Annotated in this window: 14 protein-coding genes; 4 read left to right on the plus strand and 10 right to left on the minus strand. The window is 32.2% G+C overall.

The features are described 5' to 3' along the window. Nucleotides 1-184: 184 nt before the first annotated feature. Both AYC65_RS07755 and AYC65_RS20740 read left to right on the plus strand, forming a co-directional pair. Complete coding sequence (locus AYC65_RS07755; protein WP_034868294.1) at nucleotides 185-373, plus strand: hypothetical protein; 189 nt, start codon at nucleotides 185-187, stop codon at nucleotides 371-373. 224 nt (nucleotides 374-597) lie between these two features. After that, nucleotides 598-768, plus strand: coding sequence for a hypothetical protein (locus AYC65_RS20740; protein ID WP_157893260.1), 171 nt, complete (start codon nucleotides 598-600; stop codon nucleotides 766-768). A 448-nt stretch (nucleotides 769-1216) separates the two neighbouring features. On the opposite strand, the gene AYC65_RS07760 is transcribed toward AYC65_RS20740, so the two are convergent. The 4 genes from AYC65_RS07760 to AYC65_RS07775 all read right to left on the minus strand — a co-directional run bounded on the left by AYC65_RS07760 (nucleotide 1217) and on the right by AYC65_RS07775 (nucleotide 4156). Next, nucleotides 1217-1447 (minus strand): hypothetical protein, encoded by a 231-nt coding sequence (locus AYC65_RS07760; RefSeq protein ID WP_034868293.1) that lies wholly within the window; start codon nucleotides 1445-1447, stop codon nucleotides 1217-1219. Nucleotides 1448-1596: 149 nt separating this feature from the next. Beyond that, nucleotides 1597-2910 carry an outer membrane beta-barrel protein gene (locus tag AYC65_RS07765; RefSeq protein WP_034868290.1) on the minus strand — a complete coding sequence of 438 codons (1314 nt, stop codon included), beginning with the start codon at nucleotides 2908-2910 and terminating at the stop codon, nucleotides 1597-1599. After that, nucleotides 2907-3443: an RNA polymerase sigma factor gene (locus AYC65_RS07770; protein WP_234300261.1), complete on the minus strand. Its 537-nt coding sequence runs from the start codon at nucleotides 3441-3443 to the stop codon at nucleotides 2907-2909. Before AYC65_RS07770 ends, AYC65_RS07765 begins: the two co-directional genes overlap by 4 nt. Nucleotides 3444-3562: 119 nt before the next feature. Next, nucleotides 3563-4156 (minus strand): DUF4840 domain-containing protein, encoded by a 594-nt coding sequence (locus tag AYC65_RS07775; protein WP_034868284.1) that lies wholly within the window; start codon nucleotides 4154-4156, stop codon nucleotides 3563-3565. Nucleotides 4157-4388: 232 nt separating this feature from the next. On the opposite strand from AYC65_RS07775, the gene AYC65_RS20745 reads away from it, so the two are divergent. After that, nucleotides 4389-4550 carry a hypothetical protein gene (locus AYC65_RS20745; RefSeq protein WP_157757787.1) on the plus strand — a complete coding sequence of 54 codons (162 nt, stop codon included), beginning with the start codon at nucleotides 4389-4391 and terminating at the stop codon, nucleotides 4548-4550. Between the two features lie 127 nt (nucleotides 4551-4677). On the opposite strand, the gene AYC65_RS07780 is transcribed toward AYC65_RS20745, so the two are convergent. From AYC65_RS07780 to amaB, 6 genes are all read right to left on the minus strand, one after another. After that, nucleotides 4678-4863: a hypothetical protein gene (locus AYC65_RS07780; RefSeq protein ID WP_034868281.1), complete on the minus strand. Its 186-nt coding sequence runs from the start codon at nucleotides 4861-4863 to the stop codon at nucleotides 4678-4680. Nucleotides 4864-5264: 401 nt separating this feature from the next. Further along, nucleotides 5265-6755 carry a serine hydrolase gene (locus AYC65_RS07785; protein WP_034868279.1) on the minus strand — a complete coding sequence of 497 codons (1491 nt, stop codon included), beginning with the start codon at nucleotides 6753-6755 and terminating at the stop codon, nucleotides 5265-5267. A 688-nt stretch (nucleotides 6756-7443) separates the two neighbouring features. Continuing rightward, nucleotides 7444-7650, minus strand: a complete 207-nt coding sequence (locus AYC65_RS07790; RefSeq protein WP_034868276.1) for a bacteriocin-like protein — start codon at nucleotides 7648-7650, stop codon at nucleotides 7444-7446. A gap of 166 nt (nucleotides 7651-7816) precedes the next feature. Next, the gene (locus AYC65_RS07795; protein ID WP_034868501.1) at nucleotides 7817-8047 is read right to left on the minus strand and encodes a putative signal transducing protein; all 231 of its coding nucleotides are present in this window, start codon (nucleotides 8045-8047) and stop codon (nucleotides 7817-7819) included. Between the two features lie 77 nt (nucleotides 8048-8124). Beyond that, nucleotides 8125-9447, minus strand: a complete 1323-nt coding sequence (gene lat / locus AYC65_RS07800) for an L-lysine 6-transaminase (protein WP_034868273.1) — start codon at nucleotides 9445-9447, stop codon at nucleotides 8125-8127. A 75-nt stretch (nucleotides 9448-9522) separates the two neighbouring features. After that, nucleotides 9523-11073, minus strand: coding sequence for an L-piperidine-6-carboxylate dehydrogenase (gene amaB / locus AYC65_RS07805; RefSeq protein ID WP_034868271.1), 1551 nt, complete (start codon nucleotides 11071-11073; stop codon nucleotides 9523-9525). A 332-nt stretch (nucleotides 11074-11405) separates the two neighbouring features. Here amaB and AYC65_RS07810 point away from each other — a divergent pair, with 332 nt between their 5' ends. Then, on the plus strand, nucleotides 11406-12482 hold the full coding sequence (locus AYC65_RS07810; protein ID WP_034868268.1) for a hypothetical protein: 1077 nt from the start codon (nucleotides 11406-11408) through the stop codon (nucleotides 12480-12482). Nucleotides 12483-12559 lie beyond the last annotated feature (77 nt).

The raw sequence follows: 12559 nt of genomic DNA on the forward strand, positions 1-12559 counted from the left end.
ATCTTCAAGTGATAGGTTTTTGAATATTTTCATTGTTGTAATATTTTATTGTTTCCGAATCTCCTTGCGGGTTTCCGCACTTATTTACTAGATTATTTATCTAATTTCAATTATTTTTTTATGTTAAATCACAGTATTGTGAATATTATCTATATTTACAACTTAACCAACAAAATTTCAAATAATGAAAAAGTTCAAGAAATTAAATGCTAATAACGCACTAAACAGAAGTCAGTTGAAAACCATTAATGGAGGATATCAAATTCCAAGAGATACTTATGTTGCTTGTAATTGTGGAACCGGACCTTTTGGATTCGTAAAATTTGTTACAGCAGATGAAGCTGGAGCTAAAGAGTGTTTAGCTTCTTGCTAGTCATTTATTTAATTAATTAAGGAGATAGAATTCTATCTCCTTAATTATTTTCCTCTCATTGTAAATTTCAACAGCTTTTTAATTGCTACCATGGCAGCTTCTTAACCAGTCTATGTATTTTTACAATAGGTATTTTATATAATTTTAATTATCCATACTATATTAAATCACTTTATTGTGAATTTAATTATATTTACTTGTTAACCAATTAAATAAATCTCAAAATGAAAAAACTAACAAGAAAAGACAAAAAAAATATTATTGGAGCAGCTGTTAACGTTGGAGATTGTAGAACTACTGGATGCAATAAAGGATATAATTGTTGTCCGATTGTTAAACGCCACAACTTAGTTTATGAGTGCGTAGAGGCTCCTAGTGGAAATTGCCCAAGCTAAGAAAACATTTAAAGCCATAAGCCCAAAAAGCTATAAATAAATAAATCAGTTACAGCTGTTTATTTATTTTACGAATTTTACTGTTTTTATTACAACTATACTCCTCCTCTTATTTCAAGAAAAGCTTATTAATAGAGCTATTCAATTAAAACTAATAATACATATTTATGTGATTATGACGTTTTTATTATTATTTAATTTACAATAATATATCACTATATGTAGAATTACATTTACAATCTAACCAAATAAATATTATTATGAAAAAAATTCAGAAATCTGATTTAAGAAAAATCAATGGTGGTCAAGCTTGTTATATGGCACTTTGTCCGCAATGCAGTAATAACGATGGACCATATTATGCATGTATCCCAATAGGTGCAAGACCATTCGAAATATGTTGTCCATATGGATAATAAAAAAAGCCCTATTCCTAGGGCTTAATTTTTTATTTAGGTCTATCCGATTTTGTTGGATCTATTGTTTCTGATGGGTTTAACAAAACGGTTTTTGCCTCTGCAGTTTTAGCTGGTTGCGTTTTTTTCAGCTTAATTTTATTGGAAATGTTCTTAATTGATACAGAAGCATCAGCATTAACTGAATCCTGGTCTCTGTCAGTTGTACAAGCAATAGTCGTGCTTAGTACAAAAACTGAAAAAATTAGTAGTTTTATTTTCATGTCATATATTTTGATCGGACGTAAAAATACTAATTCCTATTATATAATTTACATTTAATAATAATTATTGTTATTACTTTTTAAATAATCTTTGTAAATGTTCTATTAATCCCGCTCAATACTGCTTATTATGCATATTTAATATATAGTTAATGAATATAATATCTCATACCAAATTCCAGATTCATATTCAGTGGTCTGTCTTTATATAGAGTTCTAACATCACTACCATCATTAAAATAATAACGTAAGCCAGGTTCTAAGTAGAAACCAAAATTTTTATAAACTTTGTATTGCACACCCAATCCAACATTTAATGAGGTTTGCAGCGAATTTATTCTAATTTTTGATGATGTACTTTCCTTTGTCTGGTGATGAACGATATAATTTGTATTTATGATTCCGGATATTGATTTTTCAATTTGTACACCAGCACCAGCATAAGCAGCTAAGTTTCCTTTCTGCCAAATATTATAATTAACCTGCACAGGAACTCCAATGTACTTTATAACCTGTTCACTTTTAATTAAGTTTGCATCAGTCCCGGATAGAAGATCTGAAGTAAGTTTTGTATATGTAAGTCCGGTTGTAACAGACCACTTATCATTCAACCGATAAGAAACTGACAAGCCAATTCTTATCGGAAGTCGGTGTTTTATATTAGTATTAACATCCTGATTCATGTTCTCGGATAATATTTCGGATACTGGGCTTCCGGAAGTCTCTACTCCATCATTTGGCAATGTCTCAAGTGGCCCATTCATCAGAGTATAACCTTTTTGAGTCGAAGAATTGGATGCTGTTTGTCGGGAAGTAAAGTTTAATGTCCATTTACTATCGAGAATAGATTTACTTTTTAGATCATCATTCTCAATCCTGACAAAATCTCCACCCGAAGGCAGCCCGGCTATTGATGAAGTCATCTCATTCTTATTCTTCATTGCAAAGGCCAAAGCCAATTCTTCTGGTTTATTTACAACATCTTTCTTAATCTCATTAAGCTTATGTTCGTTTTTATAAATTGATTCTATACTTTTATTTTGTGTTCTTAAACTTATTGTAATCTGATTATTTATTACACTGTTGGCAATAGTATGCGAAATATTGCTATCATCAGCTTTATAATTAACATCTTGTATATTTTTCTTTATTCCTTCATTCACAGGATGGACTGATAAATCATACTCTGCAGATTTACTACTTATATGTTTATCAAAAGTTTCATTATTGATTACTTCTTTTTCATCATAGAAGAATATTAGAGAAACCACTAGTGCAATTGTCGCTGCAATACCTATCGTATTTATTATATGGCTTAATTTGAATCTTACTTTCTGCTTATGATAATCATTTGTATTTTCCGGGAATATTTCATTTTCAATACTCTCCCATAATCCTTCCGGCGGATTGTTTTCATGACCTTCAATTTTATTCTTCAGGTCTATTAACCATTTGTCTTTCATAGCCCTTTATTTTTTAATTGTTTGCATGTATTAATTTGATGCACAAGCTTTCTTTTTGCTTTATGTAACTGAGAAGCCGATGAGCCTTCACTTATCGAAAGTAACTCTGCAATTTCCCTGTGTGACTTACTTTCAAACACATACAGATTAAAAACAATTCTGTAACCATCAGGTAATGATCTTATCATTGTGAGCAAATCTTCCATAGAAAAATCAGTTAACTCTGGTTCTTCATCATTATCCAAGATTGTAAGCTCTTCATCAGCTACTGAAAATTCCATCTTTGAAAATTTTCTTATGTATTGTAAAACCTCATTAATAATTATACGCATTATCCAGGCTTTCAAAGAGCCTGGTCCCATGTATTTAAAAGAATCTATACTATGAAACATTTTTATAAAGCCATTTTGCAGTACATCGTGTATATCATCCTGCCCTTTCAGGTATCTCCTGCATACAGATGTAAGCTCCCTTGAATAAGAATTGTATAATTCCTTCCAGGCTGTTTGTTCTTTTATAACTAATCGTTTCACCAGCCTTATTTCTGGGTTATCTTCTTGAGGCATTTATAGTATTCTCAAATTTAAATGAGTAAAAAGGGTGTACATACACTAACACTAGTATAAGTACACCCGGACAAATCTTATTTATCTTATTTCTTCAGCATTGCAAAATTATATATGATCTGATTAAAAGGAGTAACTGCAGTGCTTTCAACAGTTATTTTAGGGGCTCCTAATTCCAGATTAAGATTTTGTGTATTAGTTTTAGCAAATATTCCTTGTTTGATCTGGGCAAATGTAACTGTTACTTTTTTATTTACCCCATCTATTGGAACTTGAAAAGTAAGATCTTTAGGTGAGAAGGTAAGCTCTACTTCCTTTTTTGATTTACTCAAAACTGCCGTATAACTAACTTCATATTTAACTTTACCAATTGAAGCTAAAGCCTGATTAGCTTTAGTAGGATCAGAAATTATTGAACTAATAATCTCTTTCATCGGGAATTCGGTAAACGAAACAACATTTTTTTGAGCCGTAAAGGAAACATTAATTTCACTCTTAGTAGTACCTTGTGATATTCCTAACTTTCCGGCATAACTACCATTAACGTCTTCAACCTTTGGATCTCCGGGAACAGGATTTGGTCTTTTATCATTATCGCTTCTGCAATTTGAAAGAATAAAAGGAATACTTAATAAAATGACAAGCTGTAAAAAAGCTTTCAGATTTATGAACTTTTTCATTTGAATTAATTGTTGATTAAAAAATTTCTACTTTGAGTACTCATTTATATAAATGCAACAATTTTAAATCCTTGCCTGACATTTAATAAAAATATTTCAAAACCATTAATATATACTCATCCCATAATGATAAGTATCTGAAAACGTTAGTATTTAAATTTTTTATTAAAAACATATCACAACTATTAGAATTATGATTATCTTTATATTTAACCAAATAAATATTAGTATTATGAGAAAAATTACAAAAGCTGAACTGAAAAAAATCAATGGAGGTAGCGGCACCGGATGTATCAGAATGTTCTGTCCAGTTTGCAATGATGGTAATGGTCCTACCAGCATATGTCTGCCAAGGGGAACAGATCCATATCCAATATGTTGTCCAAATGGATAAAATAATTAAGCCCTCTTAATTGAGGGCTTTTATTTTTTTATATTCAGCATAAGCTTTGTTTTCTAAAAGCTTATTAAAAGTATTTCTAGGGATAAGCTTATTAAATTTCATTATGAAAAGTTGATGGCTACTGATCTTTCTTTTTATCTTTTTCTCTCCGAAATTCATTATCCGTCGACGGTGCGAGTCTCACCGTTCTGTTAATAGCCTTTGCTTTTTCCAGTATATCTCTGGCTTTTTGTAACTCCGAATTTTTAGTCAAGTTCCCTAACCGATCAGAAATATTACCAATTTTAGACTTTTTCTTTGCCATATATAATTTATTGATAATCAAGTTAGTTCTTTTAATTTAAATACTCCTACAATTGGTCTTTTATTTTAAATTATATTTACTTTGGTACTTCCTTTATTTTATTAAAAACAGACAAATATTCTTTAAACATCAGTATTTTGAATTTTTGCGACAAATAAATTTCACTTAAATGGGATTTATTTATATATTTGCAAAGCAATCCGATTAAACACTTTGATATGAAAAATTGAGTATCCGGAAGCAAGGTCCATTTTGACAAAGAATAGATGTTTCCTTTTTGTTTATTTATTTTCCCGGATTTACTTTAAATTACATACAAGATTAAAACACCAAATTCAGAGTGCTTTGTATTTTATACAAGGCACTTTTTATTAAAAAATTCTTTGCATTTTAAAAGACAGCTATTTTATCTTCTTGAAAATTGTTCCACGCTGGATATCCATCTCTAATTCAGAAACTTCTCCTTTGCTATTTAATCTAAAGCCAAAATTAAGATCAGGATTCATTTGTTGTGGAAATTCTTCTGTAAATTTTAACCTGAAATAATCATAATGCGAATGTTCCAATAAAAATTTGAATGCAGGAAAAACAGCATAAAGCTTATTATCTTCTTTAACTATCTTAATTATTCCGTAACCTTTATTCTCATATTCGCCGCAATATGAATCCAGATCATGTGTTGGCTTTTTAATTTCATTAACAGGTTTAATGAAATTATCCGGTTTTAAAATATCATGTATTTCTTTCTCATAACTATAAGGCTTGTTATGATCTAACCCTAACATCCTGAGAGCAAGCATGCTGGCAATAGTATATGGCAAATCAGTGTTATGCTGATTACTTAGAACCACAATACCAAAACCATCTGCTGGAAATAAAACAACATTGGATGAAAACCCTGAAACAAGTCCCCCATGATATACTCTGTAATGACCATGGAAAATATTTGTATTCCAACCATATCCATATCCAAATAAATAGTTAGCCTGATCTTTCTTTGCTGGCGGATTCCCATCAATTACAGCCTTAGTACTCATTGCATTTTTCACATAATTTTTCGAGACAATCTGTTTTCCATCAAAACTTCCGTAATTCAACCAAAGTTTCAGCCAGTTAGCCATATCATTTGCAGAACTGTTAATTCCTGCTCCGGGATTATCATTTCCAGTTTTCTGAAACAGAACTCTTTCAGCTCTTCCCTTATAAATACCATAGGGATATGAGAAATCTTCATGCTTTATTAATTCATCAGCCGATATATTACTATTATTCATTTTTAACGGACTGAATATTTTCTCATTTATAAGTTTTTCCCATGTACTATTATATAGCTGCTCTGCAACCACTCCCAGAATAATATACCCGAAATTACTATATATCCAGCTGTTTTTAGGCTCTCCGTTTGCTTTTAGATATGGTAGTTTATTCAGAAGGTCAATTCTTTTGTCCGAGGGAAAAAAAATATACGAACCATCTACAGATCCTAACCCACTCCTATGGTCTAACAAATCTTCAATAGTTATCAGGTCATTCATCCTGTCTGTAGGAAATTCCAGATGCGGAATATATTTTGAAGGCTTATCTTTAACAGATAGCTTCTTTTCTGTATTTGATATTCCGATTAATGCAGAGGTAAAAGCTTTAGTATTACTCCCTATTCCAAATAATGTATTGGTTGTCACTGGTAATTTATGTTCAAGATCACGATAACCAAAACCCTTAGAGTAAATGACTTTATCATTTCTAACGATAGCCACAGACAAACCAACACCTTTATAATCTTCAATAATCTTTTGAATTTCCTGATCAACTCCTTTCAGATTTTCTGTTTGTCCTTGATATAGTATTAAACCAAATACCAAAAAACTAAATAAATATAATCTTTGTTTCATATTTTTTTATTTAATAAATAGACATTTAAATTTAATCTATAATTATAGATATATACAGTGAAAATAATTTAATAAACATTATTTTGTATAAATAAATATTGTAACTTTAGTACAGAGTTATATTTTTCATAATATAATAAATGTGATTTGGTGAGTCCCGAGCAATCGGGACTTTTTCATTAAACCACTTTAATATTTAAATCATTATGCACCATGGTAGTAATAAAAAAAGCAACTCACTTGCCTGAAGTAGTTGCCTTTTTCTAAAAAAAATTATATTAATCTTAGACTCTTTAATATAGGATATTAACTAACTGGAAAGGCTATACAATAATAGGTATTTGGGCCCGCACCTGATATTGGTCTGCACCCTCCTGCTGTTGAACAACAATAATTGTTTCCACAATTCCCATCTTCAGGACACATTCTGAATCCGCCATTAATTCCTTTTAAATTCTCTCTTGAAAGTTTCTTTAAATTTTTCATATTTTATATATTTATTTGGTTCTGATAAAGTTACATAATCGAATGAAAATAAATAATATTTATTTCACTTTTTTGTAATCCCATATAATAGCTTTTAAATACTCATGTGAAAGTATTTATAACATAAATAAAACAGCAACTCACTTTCCTGAAGTAGTTGCTGTTTTTTATAACAAATTATAACTGAATTTACCCTATGTAACTACCATTCAATTGGAAAAGGCTCTATTTTTGGGCCACTTGTTGGAGGGCTACATAAATAGGTGTCAGGTCCTGCTCCAGCTATACTTCTACAGCCTCCCGGTCCACAACAAAATCCATCACCACAATTTCCATCTTCGGGACACATTCTATATCCACCATTAATACCTTTTAGACTTTCTCTTGAAAGCTTTTTTAAATTTCTCATATACTTATATTTATTTGGTTAGGATAAATTTAAGTAATACAATTCGAATAAAAAATAATTATTTCACTTTTTTGTGATTAAATTAAATTCGTACAATAAAAAAAACCTCTGGAAAAAATTCCAGAGGCCTCAAAAAAGTAAAATTTAAAATTATGAATAAGGGGTTTTAATTGTTATTAAATTCTTTTAAATAGCCGTCTATAACATCGAAAGCTTTTTTTTCGTCTTTCAGATACACTTTTACTTTTAGGTTTGTTGCAGTTGGCGTAGAGAGAAATGACATATATGAGTTATCAATTTCTGCTTCTATTCCTGCTTCTTCCAGTTTAGATTTTATTAACTGTACTTCTTGTGGTTTGTCTCCTTCAAAAACCGACACCTTTGTATTCAAATCCATATCAATTTCATTATTAAATCGGTTTAAAATTAGTAAAATCATTTCAAAAATGCAAATGATTTGTAAAAAAAATAATATTAAATTTTTGAAATAATAGAATTTATAGCAGATAATACTTTATCTAAATCCGATTGCTGAACATTAAGATGTGGACGGAAGCGTAATGACTTTTCACCACATGGCAAAATCAGAATATCCTCTTCTGCAAACAACTGTTGCTGAATTTTGTTTCTTAGTTCTTTCGTAGGAAAATCTATTGCACACATAATCCCTACTCCCCTTGCATTGGACAGATAATCCGGATAACGATTTTGTAATTGTATTAAACCTTCCATCAGAAAAAGCCCTTGCTTCCGAACATTTTCCAACAAGTTTTCGTTTTCAATAATTTCCAGCATCAGTTTCAGGCGAAGCATATCGACAAAGTTTCCGCCGAATGTAGAGTTGATTCTTGAAGATTCTTTGAATACATGATGTTCTACTTCATCCAGTTTTTCTTTACTGGCCAAAATGCCACAAACCTGAGTCTTCTTACCAAAGCTAACAATATCCGGAACAACTCCTATATGCTGGAACATAAACATCTTTCCTGTAATTCCGATTCCGGTTTGCACTTCGTCAAAAATTAACAAGATTTCATTTTCATCGCAGATACGTCTTAGTTCCTGGAAAAACTCAGGACGGAAATGATTGTCTCCGCCTTCAGCCTGGATAGGTTCTATAATTATACAGGCAACTTTATAAGGATTGGCCAGAATAGCTTCCTGTATATGCAGCAAAGCCTTTCCTTCCTGTTCAATCGTATAAGCCAGATTTTCTTCTGTTACCGGAAAAGTTAATTTCGGGTTGATGATTCTTGGCCAGTCAAATTTCGGAAAATACTGATGCTTTCTTGGATCCGCTGTATTGGTTAATGACAGTGTATATCCCGAACGTCCGTGAAATGCCTGTTGGAAATGAATGACCATTGAAGCTTCGGTCTTGCTTCCCTGCAGCCAGTTCTTTCTTGTTTTCCAGTCAAAAGCCGTTTTAAGCGCATTTTCTACTGCTAATGCACCACCTTCTACAAAGAAACAATATTGCAATTCCTCCGGGATAACCACTCTTTCGAATACTTCTAAAAAATCAGCATATTCCTGAAGGTAAACATCACTAAGTGTAGGCTTATAAGTAGCATGTTTTCCCAGCCAGTCCTGATGTTTTAAAATATATGGATGGTTGTAGCCTACAGCTGCCGAAGCAAACATAGAAAACATATCCAGATATTCTTTACCTGAAAGATTATCTACAATTACAGAGCCGTGTGACTTTTCGAAATCCATTACCATATCCAGTCCGTCTGCAAGAATATGTCTGCCTAAAGTTTCTTTTACCTGATTATTATCTACAATATTGTTCATTTGATTTGGGTTATTTTTTCGTTAATTAATTACATATTAGTTTTTATCTGTAATGTTGTGATTATAATGTCAGGGTTAAATATTAAATTTGATTCCCTGAGCTAATGGTAAATCCTTACCATAATTAATTGTATTAGTCTGTCTTCTCATGTAATATTTCCATGCATCCGATCCTGATTCTCTTCCACCGCCAGTTTCCTTTTCTCCACCGAATGCTCCGCCAATCTCCGCTCCGGATGTCCCGATATTTACATTTGCAATTCCGCAATCAGATCCTGCGTGAGACAGGAATAACTCCGCTTCTCTCAGGTTTTGAGTCATAATTGCTGAAGAAAGTCCCTGCGGAACATCATTTTGCATAGCAATAGCTTCTTCAAGCGTCTTATATTTCATAATATAAAGAATAGGGGCAAAAGTTTCATGCTGTACAATTTCGTATGAATTTTTCACTTCAGCGATACAAGGCTTTACGTAACAGCCTGAAGCATATTCTTTCCCTTTTAGCAGACCCCCTTCAACAATAAATTTCCCGCCTTCTTTTTTGCACTTAGCAATGGAATTTTCGTATTGTTTTACTGCATGATCATCGATTAGTGGACCTACATGATTTTCCACATCTAATGGATTTCCTATTTTCAGCTGACCATAAGCTTTTACAAGCTTAGTCTTAACTTTATCATATACACTTTCGTGGATAATCAATCGTCTTGTAGAAGTACATCTCTGCCCTGCTGTTCCGACCGCACCAAATACTGCACCGATAATAGACATTTCCAGATCCGCATTTTCAGTGATGATAATAGCGTTGTTACCGCCTAATTCTAAGATAGATTTACCGAAACGTCCGGCAACTTTGGAAGCAACTTCTCTTCCTACAGCCGTAGAACCTGTAAATGATATCAACTGGACATCTTTACTTTCGACCATCTTCTGTCCTATTACATGATCGCTGATTACAAGATTGGAAATTCCTTCCGGCAGCTTATTCTCTTTCAGAACTTCGGCCATAATATTCTGACAAGCTACAGCACAAAGTGGTGTTTTTTCTGAAGGCTTCCATATAATAGCATTTCCACATATTAGGGCCAATGCTGCATTCCAGCTCCATACCGCTACCGGGAAATTAAAAGCTGATATAATTCCTACGATTCCAAGTGGATGATATTGTTCATACATTCTGTGTTGCGAACGTTCCGAATGCATAGTAAATCCGTGTAACTGACGGGATAATCCGACTGCGAAATCACAGATATCAATCATTTCCTGCACCTCTCCCCAGCCTTCCTGAAGAGATTTCCCCATTTCATAAGAAACCAGCTTACCAAGATCCTCTTTATATTCTCTCAGCTTTAATCCGAATTGTCTGATGATTTCTCCTCTTTTGGGTGCAGGCATTAACCTGAACTCAGAAGAAGCCTGCTGTGCAAGTTTGATAATCTTCTCATAATCCTTTTCAGAAGCTGTTTTCACGCTTGCGATTAGTTTACCATCTACCGGTGAATAAGAGTCAATAGATTTCCCGGTTGCAAAAAATTTGGTTCCGGAAGAAGCACCTTTATTGTCTTTAGAGATTCCAAGATGCTGAAGAGATTTTTCGATTTTAAAACTTTGATTGGTTTTTGCCATTTTAATTATAATTCAGTGTTCGTTCACTAATATAACTATTTTTGGCGATTCCTAACGGTTGTTTGCTGATTATTATACTAAATTTAACATCTTAATTGTGACTAATACAGCCTAAAACAAGCCCGTATTATAATTCCCTTTATCACATTTTATAATAAAGATCTAATTCACTATAGATTTGAGAATATATACTACACCCAATTTCTATTCTTAGTAAAATTCTCTGAAATCTATCATCTAAAACATCCCTGATTTCAGCCATTTATGCCTTATATCAGGTGTTTTTGTTGGCTACTGGTTCGGAGACTGATACATTTGTTCAAAAATATAAAATGAAGATTCTCTATCAACTTTTCATATCCTCTACGCTGGTTGCTCTTGTCGGATGTAATTCAAAAAATAAAACTTCTGAAACGAACAAGTCCGAAATTCAGATTACACAAAAAGCCATAACATTTGCCGATTTTAAAAAGATAAAAGGTGTAGATAATATACAGGATGTACCATTTCAATTATTTACCAAACTGGATTCTGTACAGTTTTTTGTATCTCCGGATAAAAATGCTGCTCATCTTAAAAAAGCTAACAACAAACTCGATAATTATTATGGATTTGAAGAATTTGATGGCTTCTACTCTATTCATTTCAGTATCGATAATAATATTTCGAACAGCATTGAAGCTTTTGTTTTGAAATCGGAATTTAAAGCAGCATTTGAACTGACTTTAAAAGGAGTGAATCTTTATGAAATAAGAAGCAGTACGTTTAAAGACTCTGACGACTTTAAGAATAAATCTTTTAATAAATATGGGACAATTGATGAAGTTTCGGAACAGGAATTTATAACAGCATCGAAAAAACGGATCGATGAAGTATTGGTGAAAAATCCCCATATAGAAATACAAGATAACAACTGGATATATACGGAAAATGGTAAAAAAGAAATCATTACACAGCATAAAGATATATCTACAGAGACCGGACCTCTTGCTAATGAATATATAGGACGATCTTCAGCCTTAAACATGGAGGTTTTTAAAGAAAATTCTAACGAAGTTACAGATCCTTACTATTCTTTTTTCAATGTAAAATATGCAGTGATGTTCGACTTGGCTACAAGTGGCTATCCACAAATTCTTCCTGTTAAGAACTGGGTTTCCTTTGTCTCATCCAATAATGATGTAGGAAGCAATTTTGTGATCAGTAAATACTTTCCACAAACAAAAAAACAAGACAATCTTTTATATGTGAATTTTACCAACTTCAAAATAGCAGATGAGAAAAGGGCATTTTGGACAGATAATGATACTTTCTATGCAGAAGTCTATCCGCTTAATTCAGCATCAGCCAAAGGTAAAAAAGCAAAGACTGCTTTTATAAAAATTCAGTTGAAATCTAATTTATTCTAGCTAAGAGCCAGCCCATTTTTTTGACACTTTAGCTGGTTCACCAGACTCAGTATGAGATTATAATAGTTCATGTGAGA

Source organism: Elizabethkingia bruuniana (assembly GCF_002024805.1).
Lineage (GTDB): Bacteria > Bacteroidota > Bacteroidia > Flavobacteriales > Weeksellaceae > Elizabethkingia > Elizabethkingia bruuniana.